Below are 17,297 nucleotides of genomic sequence, written 5' to 3' on the forward strand. Positions count from 1 at the left end.
GCTCTGCCAACCTCGCGCCCACGCTGTCTCATGCGATCGCCTCCAGAAAGTAGCGTGACATGGCCTCGGGATCGAAAGCGCTTTCGACGTAAAACGGCTGCATGCCGCGCACGCCGAATAGCTTCGAGAGTTCCGCACGCCGCCGCGCAACCGCTTCACACCAACGCTCGCGCACGCTGTCTCTCAACCATAGCGTGCGCTGCCCTGCCGACTCGGCATCATTGACCGCGAGCAGCAGACCACCGCTGGGCGGTGCGATCTCAGCGCTGTCCCAGACCACCATCGGGACCACGCAGGCATGCACCAGCAGGTCGAGTACAGTGGGCAATTCCACGAGCGGCCAGTGAAAGTCGGAAACGAGGAAGACCAGCGCCTGCCTTCCAGCCAGCGTCGAAGCGGCGCGCCGCAACCCGGCAAGACTGCCGTTTCCCGCCGCATCGCTCGTCGTCTCGCGCAACTTCGTCGCGAGCAGATTGCCGACGCCCCGGCCATAGCGCGCCGGCATGAAGAGATCGTCGCGCGCGTGTGTATCGAAGGCCAGCATGCCCAACTGATCGCCGACGCGAAATGCGCTGTACCCCAACGCTTCGACAAAGTCCGCGGCTACCTGCAGCTTCGTGTGGCGCGTGCCGAAGTGCATCGACGCAGAGACATCGACGATCACCTGCACCGGCACCGCGGCGCGCTGCAGATGAACCCGCACTAGCCACTCCGAGCGTGCGGCGCGCAGGCTGGCACGCAGATCCAGGCGGCGCGGATCCGGGTAGTCGAACAGACGCCCGTGCATCGCGAATTCCTGGCCGGCGCCGAAACTCGATCCGGGGTGCGAACCGGGGCGAAATCCGCCGGCGCGCATCGGCAAACGGTAGTGAAATTCCGCGGTCCCGTTCATGGCTCAGGGTACGGCGAGCCTGTTCATGATTTGCGTAGTGAGGGCTTCGGCGAGTTCCTGACGGCGCAATTCATAAATCGGCGTGAAGAATACGCGATGCCCAAGCGCGGGCATCAGCACGGCGTGAATATCCTCGGGAACCAGATGCGAACGGTTGGCCAGCCACGCCACGACGCGCGCAGCCCGCAACAGAGCGCTCATGCCTCGGGGGCTTACCCCTGCCAGGATGAGCCGGTCCATATCGACGCCGTCGAGCGCAATATCGAACAGCTGCGGCTTTTCCGTTGCCTGCCAGATGTCCAGGACATAACGCTCGATCGTTGCACTCGACTGCACACTCTCCTGAATCGCCGCGCCGACCTGGTTCAGCTGCTCCCACGGAACGATCCCAGGCGAGAGCCGTGCAAGGAGTCTGTCGACGTCATGGAACGCCGCATCGAATACCAGCGCGCGCCGCACGTCGTGCTCAGCCGGCGTAGGCATGGCAAGCTCGAACAGGAAGCGATCGCGAGCGGCCGAGGCAAGCTCGAAGGTCTCTTCCTTCTCGACCTTGTTGCGGTCGGCGAACACCGTCATATGCGGGAAGCGATATTCGCGATCGAACGCCCACACCGAGCGTTCCGCCATCGCACGCAGCAGCAGTGACTGAACCTGCGGACGGGCCCGGTTGATTTCGTTGAAGAAGAACGTGGTCAACTGCTCGCCGTGTCGAAGCAGCGGACCGGGATCGATGCGCGGCTTCCCCTCGGCGTCCACGTACGTGTGATAGACGAGGTCGCCCGGCATCAGGTCGATGGTGCCCTCGACACGCTCGAATGCGCCACCCACGACCCGCGCAAACGCACGCAACACGGTTGTCTTGCCGACCCCGACGCCGCCTTCGAGAAGCACATGACCGCGGGCAAACAAGGCGACATTGATGAGACGGATGGTTTGCGGCTGGCCGATCACGACTCTCGAGATCTCGTCTTCGATTTGCAGTGCATGCAGACGCCAGTCCTGAAGCAGTTCGCCAGAACCCATCGATGCAATCCCCTATAGCAGTCGTGCTGAAGCAGACTTGTCGGCTGAGCCGCGAGACGAGCGGGCTTCTCACGGAAAACTCCGGACAGCGACGCATACTCTGTGCCAGCGCGCCCGCTCGTGCGGCAGACGCGCTCGCGCGGAAAACAATGTCACCCTGTCACACCTTTCAAGTACAGAGTGTTCCGCTACTGCAAAATCCTGATCGCTATTGCGGAGATGCGCTGCTGCCCGGCGAGCCCGCTGCTGCACTGCCGAGCATGAGTCCGACCAGCGCCGTGGCGCCACGGCGCCAGGACAGATCGGTATTGCCGCGAATGTCCACCGAGCGCTGGAATACGGTCATCCCGCTGGCGACATCTTCGACGTGCAGGTTGATATTGAGGATCAGGTTGCTGACTTTCTGGACCCAGCAGCTGCCGACCTGCTCGACGCCGAGCTTGCGGCCTACCTGCCGCGCGCAGCCGGCGCATGCATTCAGATCCTGCGATGCGCCGAGTTGAGCGATCAGGGCGGCAGCCGGGCCATTGTCGGCCACCTCATAGCGCCCGCCGACGCGCAACTGCTCACGCAAGGCAGTACTGACCATCTGGAGGCGCGCCTGCTGGAGACGGTTGATCTCGGCGTCGTTGTAGGCCGCGTTATCGTCGATCAGCACGCAGTCCATGAGCGCGATCGAGGTCGGCGCAGCGAGCGCCTGCGAGGCGGCGAATGTCACGCAGACCATGCCGGCAACCCTCACGCAGCGCGCGAGCGCAGCACGTACCCGAAAGGCACCGCTCATTTCAGAACCCCCCACTTCGCGGGCAGCGTGACGAATGGCGCATACTCGCGCTCCAGATACGCGGCGGCCTGCTCGAGCAGAAACCGCCTGAATACCACGCAGGTCGGAGACAACTGCTTGGCCCGCAGATGCACGATCTGCCACGTACGTTCGATCGGTGTGCCGTTCACATCCAGCAAGGCGATTTCCTTCGTGCGCAATTCCAGCAGCAACGTATGGAGCGAAATCAGGCTCACCCCCATGTCCGCCATGACCGCCTGCTTGATCGTCTCGTTGCTGCCGAGCGTGACGACCTTCGCGGGTGTGAAAAGATGCTGTCTGAACATTTCCTCCGCAGCCATGCGCGTTCCCGAACCGGGTTCGCGCAACAGAAAGGTGTCGCCGCGCAGTTCCTGCAGATCGAAGCGCTGCGCACCGCACAGCGGATGACTCACCGGAGCGATCACCACTTGCGGATGCCACGCGAGCGGTTCGGTCGTGGTATCGAGTTCCGGCGGCGGCCGCCCCATGATGGCGAGATCGATCGCATTGTCTTGCAGCAGGCGCAGCAGCGCGTCACGGTTGCCAACGGAGAAGTGCACGTCGACCTTGGGATACAGGTGCGAATACATGGCCAGCAGCTTCGGCGCGAAATACGTCGCAGAACTGACGATGCCCACGGCGATCGAGCCGCTATCGGCCTGTTTGAGCGAGGTCATCGCGTCTTCGGCATCCTTGATCTCGCCGAGAATCCGGCTCGCGTGATGGCTTAGCTTTTCACCCGCTTCGGTCATGGTGAGTTTGCGCGCGATGCGCTCGAACAGACGCAGTCCGACCGCCTCCTCCAGTTGATGAATCTGCATCGACACCGCCGGCTGGGTCAGATGCAGTTCCTCCGCGGCTCGTGCGAAGCTCGTATAGCGGCTCGCCACGACGAAGATCTGCAGCTGACGCAAGGTCAGCGAGCGGATGAAATTCACCTTGGCGCGGCCTCGCTAACGGCTCGCCCGCGGCGCGTCCGAAGGCTTCATGGGCACATTAGGCGCATTTGGCGGCGGCGGCAGCTTGCGCAACGCGGCCTGGAAGCTCAACGTCTGCGTCTGCAGCGGGTGCGCGAAATCGTTGTTTGCGCCGGGTACGTCAGTACGGATCAGCGCGACCTGGCCGGGCACGGTATCGGCAATCTGGAACGTGTAGCGCTTGCCGGTGTATTGAGCGAAGCGGTCCGCGTTGGGATCGTTCAGGTACGGCTGCACGACGATCTGCTGGGCCTTCACGGACTTGCCGCCGATCTGGCTCGTCACGGTTTCGATCTTCGGCCCCGCGGCGAGCGCGAGTCGCAGGCGCTGCTGGAAATAACGGCGCTGGCCGCCGGTCAGACGCTCCATCTCCGCGATGTCGCGCTCGAGGAAATAGACAATCACGGGGTTGCACTGCAGGCCGCCATCGGGCAACGGCACAGCTCCGCTGTGATCGGACACCTGGGCGTCGCCCTTGGCGTTGTCCGGACTGACCACCAGCACCCTGACGACATCCGTGCTGTGCGCCGGCTGGTCCGAACTGAGGAAGGCATAGTCGAGTTCGGTTTGCTGTTCGATGCCATGCAGATGATCCGTCGTGAAGATGAGCCTCTCGGCGGCCGAGATTTCGTCCGTGCCGGCAGCAAACGCCACCGCATGCATCTGACAGGCCACGCACGTGATGCACGCCGCAAGCAGGCGCCGCCAGTCGCGGCGCAAGCACCTCGCTGCACCCCTCATGGCGACCCGTCCGCGGGCTTGGCGGCCGGCGTGTCGATGGGCTTTAGAAGCGGCACTTCGTAACTCGTCAGGATGCTGTCGATCTTGTCATGGTTCGCACCGATCCATTGATCGACCTTGTCCTTCCACGCTTTTTCGCCGTAGCGAACGCCCATCGAGATCGTATAGTCGAAGCGGATCCCCGGATCGGGCGGGAACGGCACCAGCTTTACCGTATCGCCGGCACGCTTGGCGAAGTAGCCCGCAATCGGCCCCCACAGGAACACCACGTCGACATTGCCCGCCTGCAGATCGTGTTCGATCATCTGGCCGGGATATTCCTGCGGGTCGCCGCTTTGCACCTGATACGAGACGGCCTGATCGATCAGGTTGTGACTGAGCAGCCAGTCGACCGCAGGCGTCTGCGAGAAAATGCCGAAGCGCAGCTTGTGCAACTGGTCCGGCGGCAGCTTGAGCAGATCGTCCGGCGTATTGATGCCGGCCAGTTCAGGCCGCTTGCTAAATACCATCGCATACGTGGAGCGCAGATACGGCTGCGTCGTCGAGGTCATGTCGTAACCTTTCGGCACGCCGATGATCAGATCGCATTTGTACTGGTCGGAATCGGGCACCTTCTCGCGCAACGTATGGCGCACGAAACCCATGCGTTGCGGAAAATAGGTGTACTCGAGCTTGTAGCCGAAATCGCTCGCCATCTGGCTCGCAATGCGGTTTTCGTAGCCCTCGCCTTTGCTGTTGGACAAAGGCATGTTGTTCGGGTCGGCACAGACCCGCAGCACACCATCGGCGCCATCGTTATTGGGCAATGCCTCGCCCTGGGCCTGCACCGCGGCGCTTGCCATCGCCGCATAGCACAGCGCGGCCGCGACGATCGCGACGTGCGCGGGCATTCGTTTGCCATGACGCATCAATAAGCTCCTGAGGTAGGGACGTCGGCGTTATTTCGCGTCGATGGCCTGCAGATCGCCCGGCTTGATCTGGCCATCGGAACGTCCTTTCAGATACGCGTAAAGGTTCTGCCAGTTCTTCTGCATCATCTGGCTCGAACTGAAGTCGGGCATGCCCTTGTCCACCCGGCCGCCGAATACGGTGCGGTGAAACTCATTCGTATCCAGGGTCTTGAACGCGTCGATCAGCGATGGTCCGACCATACCCTGCTGCTGCGCGCCGTGACAGCGTTCGCAGTCGAGCGCGCGCCAGGTCTTCCATCCTTGCAGCGTGTTGCTGTCGACCTTGTTGCCGTCCTGCACCTTGTACGTTACCTGGGCAATCGCGGGATTGGTCTGGGCAAACGCAGCAGGCAGCACGAGGAAAACGGCGGGCAATGCCGCCCGCAACAAGATAGCTCGGCCTTTCATATGCAGATGTCTCCCTTCAGATTAAGGCCACACCCCGACGCGCTTTGGCGACGCATCCGTGACATGGCGCGGGCCAGATGACCCGTAGACGACTCGTTTGACGACGGCGCGACCGGCCCCAGTCCTCCGCAAGGGCAGCAAACCGGTCGCGCGTTTCAATCTGGGCTGGCCCGTGATGAGCCAGCCCGGCATGGGCCAGCCCGTCACGGATTCGCCCTTCAGCTAGTACCGCCGGGAATGGCAAACACAAACAGCGTGCCGCCCAGCGCCGTGTACTTCGCAAGTTCGCGGTAACCGCCCACTGCGCCGAGACCCTCAGTCGACTTTTCGAGGCCTGCCGCCATGCCGATGCCAGCCCAGCCGCCGATACCCGAGTAGACACCGATGAACTGCTTACCCTGGTACTCGTAGGTAAACACGTTGCCGATGATCCCCGACGGGGTCTTGAAGCGCCAAAGTTCCTTGCCGTCGCTGATGCGAACGGCCTTGATGTAGCCTTCCAGCGTGCCGTAGAACGCCACTCCGCCTGCAGTAGCCAGCACGCCCGACCATACCGAGAACTTCTCCGGCTTGGACCAGACGATCTTGCCCTTCGAAGCATCCCAGGCAATGAAGTTACCCATCGAGTTGTTGTCGTTCGGGCCCGGATACATCGACAACGTGGCGCCCACATACGGCTGGCCCGACACGTAATCGACATCGAACGGCTCGTAGTCCATGCACACGTGGTTGGTCGGCACGAGGAAGAGCTTCGAGTTCGGGTCGTACGCCGCCGGTTGCTGGTCCTTCGAGCCGAGTGCCGCCGGACAGATGCCCTTCACGTTATGATCGGAGCCCGCCGCCTGGGTCGAATATGCTGCGTTGCGAATCGGCTTGCCGCTTTGCAGATCCACACGGTCGGCCCAGTTCACCGCCGGGTCGAACTTCTGGGCAACCAGCAGTTGTCCCGTCTCACGATTCAACGTGTAGCCAAAACCGTTGCGGTCGAAGTGAACGATGGCCGGCACCTTCTTGCCGTCGATCGTCAGGTCGGAGAGGATCATTTCGTTGACACCGTCATAGTCCCATTCGTCGTGGGGTGTCATCTGATAGACCCACTTGGCTTCTCCGGTATTCAGGTCGCGCGCGAAGATCGACATCGACCATTTGTTGTCGCCCGGACGTTGCGTCGGGTTCCATGTACCCGGATTGCCGGTGCCGTAGTAGACAAGATTGAGTTTCGGATCCCACGCATACCAGCCCCAGGTGGTGCCGCCGCCCAGTTTCCACTGGTCCCCCTTCCAGGACTTCAGCGACGAGTCCGCGCCCACCGGCACCATCTTGCCGTCGGCGTAGGTCGTCGTTTTGTCGGGGTCGATCAGCATGTCCTTGTCGGGCCCGGTGCTGTAGGCCGTCCAGGCCGGTTTGCCGGTCTTGATGTCATACGCGATGAGACGCCCGCGCACGCCGAACTCGCCGCCCGAGATGCCGGTCAGCACCTTGTCGCCGAATACGTGCGGCGCGTTGGTGTTGGTTTCACCCGCTTTCGGATTGCCGTTTTGCGCGGTCCAGACCACATCGCCGGTTTTCGCGTTCAACGCAACGAGTTTGGTGTCGGCCTGTTGCAGGAAGATCTTGCCGTCGCCATAGGCGAGCCCGCGGTTGACGGTATCGCAGCACATCACGGACACCACCTGGTCATCCTGCTTCGGCAGGTACTGCCAGATGAACGTCTGGTCTTTCAGATTGATTGCAATAACCTTGTTAGGGAACGGCGAGTGGATATACATGGTGTCGCCGATCACGAGCGGTGAGCCTTCGTGGCCACGCAGCACGCCGGTCGACATGGTCCATGCGACCTGTAGTTTCCCGACGTTGCTTTCGTTGATCTGCTTAAGTGGGCTATAGCGATGGTTCGCATAATCGCCCGCCTGGGCCGCCCAGTTGGACGGACTCTTCAAGGCCTCGTCGAGCTGCGGATCGGCCTGTGCAATGATAGAACTCAAGGCTGCCGACGCGAGGATCGCGAGCCCAAGAACCGTGGTGCGTAAGTTCATGTCTCCTCCAGAATGGTCTTGCTGTTCAACTCACGAATGACCCACGCTACCTCGTCGCATCGGGCGCGCCTCCTCGGATGCGGGTAACGATCAGCGCCCTCACCCGATCGTTGTCGGACTTTGCGGCGCATGACGGCCGACGCATATTCCATGCCGGAATCGAACTGGCGTGCATATCGCGCGCCGCCACAAGCTCGTCGATATACGCCGCGCGGCGCTCGCTACGCGTCTTGCGTCCATTCGCGCCACGCCCTCGCGTTAGCTTCGGATCACTCACCATCCGGCGCAGCGGTGTCACGGCCGTGACCGGCTGCGTCGCGCCACGTGGGACATTCTGTGTCACTGCGCGATACGAAGCGTGTCCGTCGGGAGGCAAGCCGCGACAAAACCCCTCCGCCCGCAGCCGATCACGTGACTGGCCCGCCTATTGCAGCGCATCATGCGGTTACGAGCGGTTCATCACGAGCGGAGCAACGGTCATGGCAAACACTGAACAGGTCTATTCCGACGAGGAGATCCAGCAACGCCTCGTTGGCCCGCTACAGCACTGGTATCTCGAAGACGGCTGGTTGCGACGCAAATATCGCACCGAGGGCTGGAAAGGGACCTTGATGGTGGTGAACGCGGTGGGCCACCTCGCGGAAGCCGCGTGGCATCACCCGGATCTCACGGTCTCCTATGCATTCGTGACGGTGAAACTGAAGACGCATTCCGCGAAGGGCATCACGGACAAGGACTTCGCGCTCGCCAGCAAGATCGAATCATTCATCCAGTGGCAGCCGGGAACCGAAGGGGGCCCACTCGAGGGCACGCCAACGGACGACCAGCGCTTCCGCTACATCAAGTACGACGCGCCGAAAAGCACGTCAGAAAGCTAACGCTGGGCATCGTCCCGCGCACCTGGTACGGCTTTCGCTTGAAGTGCCCCGCCGGGCCGCTGCGCCACGGCACGCGCCGTTACCGCGATGGCCCTTCGGGTCGCCCGCTCATACACGGCAAGTCAGGCACGAATAAGGACACGCACAATGCAGCTTCCCGGTCGCCGCCTCCAACCAGACGCCTGCGTGATGGTCGATGCGCCCGCGCGGCTGCATCTGGGTTTTCTCGATCCGAACGCCTCGCTGGGACGCGCGTTCGGCAGCCTCGGACTCGTGATCGATTCCGCCGGCACCCAGGTCGAAGCGCGGCGCGCCGCACACGACCAGATCGAAGGCACGATGACCGATGCGGAACGCGAGCGCATTGCGATCTGTCTTGACCGGCTGCACGCCGCCTACGACCCGACGCCCGTCGCGATCGAGGTAACCCGGACGCCGCGCGCGCACAGCGGCCTGGGATCGGGCACGCAACTCTCGCTCGCGGTCGGCAGCGCCTTCGTTCGTCTGCTCGGCCATGCCGCGACCAGCGCTGAACTCGCGAGCCTCCTCGGGCGCGGCGCGCGCTCGGGCATTGGCGTGCTCGGCTTCGATTGCGGCGGCCTGCTGGTGGATGGCGGACCCTCGGGCGACCTGCACCCGGGTGTGCCGCCTCTGCTCGCACGTCAGCCGTTTCCGGATAGCTGGCGCGTGCTGCTCGTCAGCGACAACGCCCGCGAAGGCCTGCACGGTGCTGAAGAACGCCGCGGCCTCGCCGCGCTCGCCCCCTTTCCGCAAAAACTCGCCGCGCATCTGTGCCACCTCGTGCTGATGAAGATTCTGCCCGGCGTCGCGGAGCGAAACCTGGTGCCGTTCGCGCAGGGCCTGACGGAAATGCAGCAGACCATCGGCGAATACTTTGCCCCCGTGCAAGGCGGCGTGTTCGCCAGCCCTGATGTCGAGCGCGCGCTACGCGCCGTGGCCGCGGAGCGAACCGCGGGCATCGGCCAGAGTTCGTGGGGGCCGACCGGCTTTGCGATCGTCGCCAACGCACGCGAGGCCGAGGGTGCGCTCGCCACGGCCCGCGACGCCACGCGCGGTGTGCCGCACATCGAATGCACGATTGTCACGGGACGCAATCGCGGCGCGACGGTGCGCGGCGTCGTTGCCCCGCAGCAGCAGCGCATCGACGCAGCATGACGCACCACGGTCCCACACCGCCGCGGACAGTCGAACGCCGCCGCCCGCAGCGTATGCAACACACGCAGCCTTGAGCCCTTCCCTTGCGCCCTGCATGAGATACGCCACTGAACGAGCCTCCTGCCATGTCCGACACCACTGAAAAACCCACTGAAAGGCCTTATATCCTGCACATGTTGACGGCTACGCCGCAGATGAGTCCGTTCGACGTGAACATGGCCGCCGACGCCGGCTATCAGATCATCGTGCCGTATTGCAGCGTCGAAGCCGGCATGGTCGCGAACCTGACCCAGGACGCGATTTTTTCGCGTGGTCCGAAAGGTGTGTCGCGCACCGGCATCTTCATCGGCGGGCGCGATGTCCTGCTCGCGGCCGACATGCTCGAGACCGCGCGCAAAGCCATGGTGCCGCCGTTCGAAGTGTCGGTGTTCGCCGATCCGAGCGGGTCGTACACCACCGCCGCCGCACTCGTCGCGCTGGTGGAGCGGCATCTGGCCAAGGCCTATGGCATGGAACTGGGCGGCAAGCGCGTGCTGATTCTTGGCGGCACCGGCGCGGTCGGTCGCGTGGCCGCGGCCATGGCGGCCTCGCTCGGCGCCGATGTGTCGATTGCGAGCCACTCCGGAGAGGCGCGCGCGGTGCGTGTCAGCGACGATATCAATCAACGCTTTAGTATCGTCACCAAAGGGGTGGGCACAACGACGCAGGCAGAACTGCGCGCGGCGTTAGGCGAGGCCGAGATCGTACTCGCCACCGCCGTCGCAGGCGTTCAGGTGGTCAGCACGGCCGATCTGGCGCATGCCGCCCATCTGCTGATTGCCGCGGATGTGAACGCCGTGCCGCCCGAAGGCATTGCGGGCGTCAACGTGATGAACGACGGCAAGCCGATCGAAGGCGTGCCGACTGCCGGCGGCGCCATCGGCATTGGGGCGCTGGCGATCGGCAACGTCAAATATCAGGTGGAGCATCGCCTCTTCATTCAGATGCGCACGGGCGGCAAGCCGGTCTACCTCGGTTTTCCACAAGCCTTCGACGAAGCCCGCGCCGTCGCGGCCGGCCTCGGTTGAGCGCGCGCCCCGTGACGATCTGCGCGCCATTGCTATCGCGACCGGAGCCGCCATGAACTCGCGTCCATCGCTCTCGCATGCGCCATTCGTCGCGGTAGCGGGACTGTCGGCGCGGATGCTCGCGCAGTCGGCCGCGCGCGCGGGCTTGCGTGTCGCCGCGCTCGATGTGTTCGGCGACCGCGATACCCGCGAGGCCGCCGAACTGTGGTTCGACATCGGCGCCGGCCAGCTGTCGATCGATTACGCGCGGCTGGTGGCGGCGCTCGAACGCACCGCGCGCTTGCCGGGGCTGATCGGCTGGATTGACGGCAGCGGGCTCGAGCCGTTCGTCGCGCAGTTGTCCCGCGCGCGAGGCCTGCCCCGCTTCATCGGCAATCCTGCGGAGGCCAGCGCCGCCGTGCGCGAACCCCGGCGGTTTTTTGCGCTGCTGGATGCCCTCGGTATTCCGCATCCGCCGGTGGCGTTCACGCGGCCCGCTGAAGGTGCCAATGAAGGGGCCAATGATGTGGCCAATGAAGCGCAAGGCTGGCTGATCAAACACGCGGACGGTTGCGGTGGCACGCATATCGAACCCGCCACGGCGGTCGGCGATTCGCACGTGCCTGCGCAAGGATATTTCCAGCGCCGAAGCAGCGGCCGCTCCCTCTCGGCGCTGTTTATCGCCGCTCGCGGCAGCGCGCGCGTGCTCGGCTTCGCTGAGCAACTCACCTGCAAGATGGGCAATCTGCCGTTCGTCCACGCCGGATCGATTGGGCCGCTCGGTCCGGTCGATCTGCCGCCCGCCGTCGAGGCGCGCGTGCGGGCAGCGATTGCCGCGCTGTGCGCGCAAACCGGCCTCGCCGGCATCAATAGCTGCGACTTTCTGCTCGACGGCGACACGTTCGAGCTGCTCGAAATCAACACCCGCCCCTCCTCGACGATGACGCTCTACGAGACCGCCTCGCCCGATGCCTGGCCGAACGGACTGCTCGCGTGTCATATCGAAGCATGCCGCCACGGCCGCCTGCCCGCGCCCGCATCGCCTGAGACGCCGGCGTCCGCAGCGTGGCGCGCAGGTCAACAGGTGCTGTTCGCGCCGCGTCCATTCGTCGTTTCGCAAAGCTTCAGCGACGCCTGTCTGCGTGACCCATGCTGCCGCGACGTGCCCATGCCCGGCACGTGGATCGAAACCGGCCAGCCGGTCTGCACGCTGCTCGTGCGCGCGGCTTCGCTGGACGCGGTGCGGCACGCGCTCGAAGAACAACGCGCGCTCGTTCTGCAACGAATCGAAACCTGCCATGAGCCCGACTATGCCTTCATCCAATGCCACTCCTGAGGCGCCTCAGCTACCGCTCGCCGGCGCTGCCGCGCTGAGCGTCAATGCGCTTGGCGAGCGTCTCGTCAGCCGCCTGGTCGACGACGCCGCGCGCTTCGGCGCAATCGTCAGCCGCACGGAAAACGGCACTGTGCTGGTGGATGCGGGCGTCGTGGCGCCCGGCAGCGTCGCGGCGGGCGTGCTGATTGCGCGCATCTGCATGGGTGGCCTCGGCCACGTCACGGTGCGCGAGAACCTGGATGCGCAGCCGCTCTGGCCCAGCACGATCGAGGTGCGCACCTCGTGGCCCGTGCTCGCCTGCCTCGGCAGCCAGTACGCCGGATGGAGCCTGTCGGCCACCAAGGAACAGACCGGCGGCAAGAAGTTTTTCTCGCTTGGCTCGGGCCCGGCGCGCGCGCTGGCCGTGAAGGAGCCGCTATTCGCCGAACTCGGCTACCGCGACCGCCATGAGCGCGGTGTGCTGGTCCTCGAGGTGGATCGCCTGCCGCCACAGGTCGTGATCGACAAGGTGCTGCACGATTGCGGCCTCGCGCCCGAGCGGCTAACGCTTGTCACCACGCCGACACACTCTGTCGCGGGAACGGTACAGGTGGTGGCGCGCGTCGTTGAAGTTGCATTGCACAAAACCCATGTGCTTGGCGTACCGCTCGACGAAGTCGTGGAAGGCGGCGGCTCGGCGCCCTTGCCGCCGCCCGCGCCGGACGGCATCCAGGCGATGGGCCGCACCAACGACGCGATCCTGTATGGCGGACGCGTGCATCTCACCGTGAAGCACGACGCGGTGGCGAAGCAGCTCGCCGCCGAATTGCCCGCCTCCATCTCGCGCGATTATGGCCGCCCGTTCGCTGACATCTTCACTTCGTTCAACTACGACTTCTACCAGATCGATCCCGCGCTGTTCGCGCCGGCCGAGGTGTGGGTGAGCAGCCTCGAAAGCGGCGCGACCTGGCACGGCGGACGGGTCGACGCGGCGCTGCTGCACGAGCAATGGAACGGCAAGCCATGACCATTCCTGCACCGGGCTCTTTCGCGGGCGTAGACCCCGTCGATGCGCGGGCGGCGCTGCGCATTGCGATCATGACCGACGAAACCGGCTGGCACACCGGGCGCCTGAAAAAGGCCTTCCGCGCGCGCGGCGCAGAGGCACGCTGCATCGATCTGGCGGACTGCCGCATCGACACGACATGGGAACCCCATGGGCTGATGCTGCCGGGCTTTGGCCACGGCCTGCCCGACGCCGTCTTCGTGCGCGGCATTGCCGGCGGCACCTTTGAGCAGGTCACGCTGCGGCTCGGTATCCTGCATGCACTGCGCGAATGCGGTGTCCCCGTCTACAACGACGCGCGCGCGATCGAGCGCAGCGTCGATAAATCGATGACCAGTTTTCTGCTGCACCGCAACGGAGTACCGACGCCCGCGACGTGGGCCGGCGAATCCGCAGCGTTTGCGCAACGCGTATTGATGCGCGAAGCAGCGGCTGGACGCCAGGTCGTGCTCAAGCCGCTGTTCGGCTCGCAAGGCCACGGGCTTAAACGGCTCGGCGCGCGCGGCGGCGCTCAACCTCGCGCGCTGACGCCTCTGCCTTCGCTCAAGCCCTATCAGCAGGTTGCGTATCTGCAGCGCTATATCGATGGCGGCCGTCCGGGCTTCGACTGGCGCGTGCTGGTGGTTGGCGGCCGTGCCGTGGCGGCGATGCGGCGGGTCGGCGGCAAGGGCTGGATCCATAACTTCGCTCAGGGCGCCGCGTGTGAAGCGGCGCAACTCGATGCGCCGCTTGCGCAGACTGCCGTGCGCGCCACCGAGGCGCTCGGACTCGACTACGCAGGCGTCGACCTGATTCCCGATCCCCATGACCCCACCCGGCCGCTCGTGCTGGAAGTCAACGGCGTAGCCGCATGGCGCGGCCTGCAATCGGTCACATCGATCGATCTCGCGGCAGCGCTCGCCGACGACCTGCTCCAGCGCAAGCTGCCCGCGCAGCGCGACGGTGTTACCGGGGTCGCGCAGACCGATGAGGCCGCCGTTGTAGCGTTTCATGGACACCATGGCTGAGTTGCCCTGTTCCGTCGCGTACGGACCCGTTCACGTCGCTTTCCTTGCGGCCTGCCGACTCGATGTGGAAACCCCCAAGCCCGGCAACGTCAGCGTGCAAAGCGCCGGACATGGCATGCGCGCGGCCCAGTTCATCACCAGCGCGGAAGTGGCCGCCGCCGCGCTCCTCGCACGCGGCGCGCCGGTCGGCCTGCGCGTGCTCGATGCGGTCACCCGCACGCGCGACGCGGTCGGCTGCAACACGAACCTCGGCATCCTGCTGCTAGTCGCGCCGCTCGCCGCGGCGCTGGAGGCGGCGCCGCGCCCACTGTCGGCCGACCGCTGGCGCGACGCGACCGAACGCGTGCTGGCGCGGCTCGATATCGACGACACGCGCCTCGCGTACCGCGCGATCGCGCTCGCCAATCCCGGCGGTCTCGGCGAGGCGCCCGAACAGTCGGTCTACACGCCGCCGACGGTCGGCCTGCGCGAAGCGATGACGCTCGCTGCCGGGCGCGACAGCATCGCGCGCCAATATGCGGAAGGATTTCGCGACATCTTCGACAGCGGCCTTGCCGCGTTCCGCGAAATGCCTGCCGATCAGCCGCGGAACGCCACGCTCAACGTCTTTCTCACGTTCCTCGGCACCTGGCCCGACTCTCACATTGTGCGTAAGCAGGGTATTGCCGTGGCGCAGAGTGTCACGCTTGCGGCACGCGAACGGCACGCGACGTGGCGCCACTCGCTCGCGCAAAACCGTTCCGACGAAATGCGTCAGCCGCTCGATGCATGGGACGCAGAACTGAAGGCTGGCGCCATCAACCCCGGCACCAGCGCGGACTTGACCGTGGCGACGCTGTTCGTCGCCGGCTGCCTTGCACCCGTCGACGGCGCCGGCCCCAGCTCATGCCAGCCGGGCAGCCAGCGCATTGGCACGGATCCTGTTAGTTAGTGCCACTGCGCATTCACCCGCCAGTTGGCGATCGGGCAACAGCATCGTCACTGGAGCATGTCAGTCAGTCGTCAAGTCACTATTCCACTCATTGGAGGAACAGAATGGCCAAGATTAATCGCGTCCTGATAGGAGAGTCGCTCGTCGGCGACGGTAACGAGGTCGCACATATCGACTTGCTGATGGGACCGCGAGGTTCAGCGGCGGAAACTGCATTCTGCAATGCACTCACCAATAATAAGGATGGCTTCACATCGCTGCTTGCCGTCGTCGCGCCGAACCTGCTCACCAAGCCGAATACGATTCTGTTCAACAAGGTGACGATCAAGGGCGCCAAGCAGGCCGTGCAGATGTTCGGTCCTGCGCAGCATGCCGTTGCACTCGCCGTGGCGGACAGCGTCGAGGATGGCACGATCCCGCAGGACGAAGCGGACGATCTGTTCCTGTGCGTTGGCGTCTTTATTCACTGGCAGGCCGACGACGACAAGAAGATTCAGGAATTCAACTACCAGGCGACGCGCGAGGCAATCAAGCGCGCTGTCGCCGGTGAACCGAGCGCGGCGGAAGTCGTGGCGAAGAAGGGCAGCGTCGCGCATCCGTTTGCACCGAACTGACGGTGCGCCGGATTGCGTGGGGGCAGCAAGGGTTCGCGCTCGAGCGGACCTTTGCTGTGAAGCGACCCTCTCATAGAGGCAAGAGATGAGCATACGATGTCGTGCGCTGGCAGCCTGTGCCTGCCTCACGCTCGCGGTACCGCTCGCGTGGGCGGATGGCGACGCGCCCACGGCGGCGGCCCCGGCGGGAGGTTACAACTATCCGACGCAGGGCCGGGTCGAATATGTGCTGGGATGCATGGACGACAACGGACACGATTTCGCCAACGTCTATAAATGTTCGTGCGTGATCGACAAGATGGCCACCGCGCTGCCCTACGAGGAGTTCGTCGATCAGTCGACGTTCTCCAAGTACGCAACGTTGGGCGGGGAAGGCGGCTCGGAGTTTCGGGTCGATCAGGCGAAAGCGCAGACGAAGAAATTCCGCGCATTGCAGACCGATGCCTACCGCAGTTGTGGGCTAGGGCACGAAAAGACGGCGGCGAAGTAGTCGAGCCAATGTGTGGGGCCGCCTGAAATAGCGAATCACGCGCACGGTGCTGGCAACAGCACCGCGCCGCGTTTTTTCGCTCAGTCCGGAATCAGCCCTGCCCCGAGCAATGCATAACCTGTGACCCCTGCGGCCGTTTGCGGCATATCGCTACGCTGCCGCTCGATCTGCACGCCAACCGCCGACACATCATCGAACTTGGCGGGTTTGGCTAGCGCGACGCGCACCCAGTGAGCGCCGAACTCGGTGATCAGGAGGCGCGCCACCGCTTCGGCAAGCGCTTCGAGCAAACGCACGCCATGCGACGCAAGGAGCCCATGTAGCGCGCTACGTACCGCCGCATAATTGATCGTGTCCTCGATGCGATCGGTTGTGCAGGCACGAATGGCGGGAACTCCGATTGCAAGATTCATCCGTACCGGCTGCGGGACATGTTGCTCGCTGCTGTCGATACCGATGATCGTCTGACCAACAAAGTTTTCGATGAAGACGATGTCCATCCGCCCGGACGGCATGGCGGTAGAGGGCGCGTCGAACGGCGCAGTGGCGCCCGGCACCCCGGCAGCGGAGAAACTGGCAAGACGAACGGCATCGAGACGATCCATGGTGTACTCCGCCGCGGCGCGGCAAATAATCTGCAAACGAGTTGGCAAAAGGCCCGAAACCGCGCTGCAAGACGCGCCTCGGGTAAACGCATAGCCGCACAGGTGTGACAGCACGCGAAGCACTCTGCGCCGAAGCTGCAACACTCTCCTCGCCTTCGGCCAGCAGAGGAAGTCATTCGGGCACGATGATGAGAAAAGCAAAAATCGCGCACGCTATTCAGGGCTATTGCGACTTTTTTATTGAACGGGAGCGACATCCGGCGTAGAGTTTTAAGCCGATGCTTGGTATAAGGACTAATCACTCGGTGCGCATATGGACCCAGAACCGTAGCGCGAG

18 protein-coding genes are annotated in these 17,297 nt (G+C 64.3%); 9 read left to right on the top strand and 9 right to left on the bottom strand.

The window, feature by feature from the left end; all coding sequences use genetic code 11:
* Positions 1-28: 28 nt before the first annotated feature.
* The 8 genes from P3T20_RS27340 to P3T20_RS27375 form a co-directional block, all read right to left on the bottom strand.
* Complete coding sequence (locus P3T20_RS27340; protein WP_429288389.1) at positions 29-892, bottom strand: DUF58 domain-containing protein; 864 nt, start codon at positions 890-892, stop codon at positions 29-31.
* Between the two features lie 3 nt (positions 893-895).
* Positions 896-1,915, bottom strand: a complete 1,020-nt coding sequence (locus tag P3T20_RS27345; protein WP_429288390.1) for an AAA family ATPase — start codon at positions 1,913-1,915, stop codon at positions 896-898.
* Positions 1,916-2,123: 208 nt separating this feature from the next.
* Positions 2,124-2,699 carry a DUF3280 domain-containing protein gene (locus P3T20_RS27350; RefSeq protein WP_429288391.1) on the bottom strand — a complete coding sequence of 192 codons (576 nt, stop codon included), beginning with the start codon at positions 2,697-2,699 and terminating at the stop codon, positions 2,124-2,126.
* Positions 2,696-3,658: a LysR family transcriptional regulator gene (locus tag P3T20_RS27355; protein WP_429288392.1), complete on the bottom strand. Its 963-nt coding sequence runs from the start codon at positions 3,656-3,658 to the stop codon at positions 2,696-2,698. Before P3T20_RS27355 ends, P3T20_RS27350 begins: the two co-directional genes overlap by 4 nt.
* 15 nt (positions 3,659-3,673) lie before the next feature.
* Positions 3,674-4,360: a hypothetical protein gene (locus tag P3T20_RS27360; protein ID WP_429288503.1), complete on the bottom strand. Its 687-nt coding sequence runs from the start codon at positions 4,358-4,360 to the stop codon at positions 3,674-3,676.
* 74 nt (positions 4,361-4,434) lie between these two features.
* Entirely contained in the window at positions 4,435-5,346 is a 912-nt protein-coding gene (locus tag P3T20_RS27365; RefSeq protein ID WP_429288393.1) for a substrate-binding domain-containing protein, read from the bottom strand.
* Between the two features lie 30 nt (positions 5,347-5,376).
* Positions 5,377-5,796 carry a c-type cytochrome gene (locus tag P3T20_RS27370; protein WP_074264679.1) on the bottom strand — a complete coding sequence of 140 codons (420 nt, stop codon included), beginning with the start codon at positions 5,794-5,796 and terminating at the stop codon, positions 5,377-5,379.
* 218 nt (positions 5,797-6,014) lie between these two features.
* Positions 6,015-7,832: a methanol/ethanol family PQQ-dependent dehydrogenase gene (locus P3T20_RS27375; RefSeq protein WP_074264680.1), complete on the bottom strand. Its 1,818-nt coding sequence runs from the start codon at positions 7,830-7,832 to the stop codon at positions 6,015-6,017.
* 479 nt (positions 7,833-8,311) lie between these two features.
* On the opposite strand from P3T20_RS27375, the gene P3T20_RS27380 reads away from it, so the two are divergent.
* From P3T20_RS27380 to P3T20_RS27420, 9 genes are all read left to right on the top strand, one after another.
* A complete protein-coding gene (locus P3T20_RS27380; RefSeq protein ID WP_429288394.1) occupies positions 8,312-8,710 on the top strand; it encodes a 4a-hydroxytetrahydrobiopterin dehydratase in 399 nt (132 codons plus the stop codon).
* 147 nt (positions 8,711-8,857) lie between these two features.
* A complete protein-coding gene (locus P3T20_RS27385; RefSeq protein WP_429288395.1) occupies positions 8,858-9,886 on the top strand; it encodes a beta-ribofuranosylaminobenzene 5'-phosphate synthase family protein in 1,029 nt (342 codons plus the stop codon).
* A 125-nt stretch (positions 9,887-10,011) separates the two neighbouring features.
* On the top strand, positions 10,012-10,953 hold the full coding sequence (locus P3T20_RS27390) for an NAD(P)-dependent methylenetetrahydromethanopterin dehydrogenase (RefSeq protein ID WP_074264684.1): 942 nt from the start codon (positions 10,012-10,014) through the stop codon (positions 10,951-10,953).
* A gap of 52 nt (positions 10,954-11,005) precedes the next feature.
* The gene (locus tag P3T20_RS27395) at positions 11,006-12,268 is read left to right on the top strand and encodes an ATP-grasp domain-containing protein (RefSeq protein WP_429288396.1); all 1,263 of its coding nucleotides are present in this window, start codon (positions 11,006-11,008) and stop codon (positions 12,266-12,268) included.
* Entirely contained in the window at positions 12,243-13,274 is a 1,032-nt protein-coding gene (gene mch / locus P3T20_RS27400) for a methenyltetrahydromethanopterin cyclohydrolase (RefSeq protein ID WP_429288397.1), read from the top strand. The genes P3T20_RS27395 and mch overlap by 26 nt, the downstream gene beginning before the upstream one ends.
* Positions 13,271-14,320 (top strand): ATP-grasp domain-containing protein, encoded by a 1,050-nt coding sequence (locus P3T20_RS27405; RefSeq protein WP_429288398.1) that lies wholly within the window; start codon positions 13,271-13,273, stop codon positions 14,318-14,320. Before mch ends, P3T20_RS27405 begins: the two co-directional genes overlap by 4 nt.
* Positions 14,313-15,251, top strand: a complete 939-nt coding sequence (locus tag P3T20_RS27410; RefSeq protein WP_429288504.1) for a triphosphoribosyl-dephospho-CoA synthase — start codon at positions 14,313-14,315, stop codon at positions 15,249-15,251. Before P3T20_RS27405 ends, P3T20_RS27410 begins: the two co-directional genes overlap by 8 nt.
* A gap of 104 nt (positions 15,252-15,355) precedes the next feature.
* Complete coding sequence (gene fae / locus P3T20_RS27415) at positions 15,356-15,865, top strand: formaldehyde-activating enzyme (protein WP_074264689.1); 510 nt, start codon at positions 15,356-15,358, stop codon at positions 15,863-15,865.
* Between the two features lie 85 nt (positions 15,866-15,950).
* Positions 15,951-16,355 carry a hypothetical protein gene (locus P3T20_RS27420; protein ID WP_074264690.1) on the top strand — a complete coding sequence of 135 codons (405 nt, stop codon included), beginning with the start codon at positions 15,951-15,953 and terminating at the stop codon, positions 16,353-16,355.
* A gap of 80 nt (positions 16,356-16,435) precedes the next feature.
* Here P3T20_RS27420 and P3T20_RS27425 read toward each other — a convergent pair whose 3' ends face one another.
* On the bottom strand, positions 16,436-16,960 hold the full coding sequence (locus P3T20_RS27425; RefSeq protein WP_429288399.1) for a dihydroneopterin aldolase: 525 nt from the start codon (positions 16,958-16,960) through the stop codon (positions 16,436-16,438).
* Positions 16,961-17,297: the final 337 nt, after the last annotated feature.

Origin of the sequence: Paraburkholderia sp. GAS206C, from assembly GCF_050435645.1 — a bacterium.
GTDB classification, from domain to species: domain Bacteria; phylum Pseudomonadota; class Gammaproteobacteria; order Burkholderiales; family Burkholderiaceae; genus Paraburkholderia; species Paraburkholderia phenazinium_B.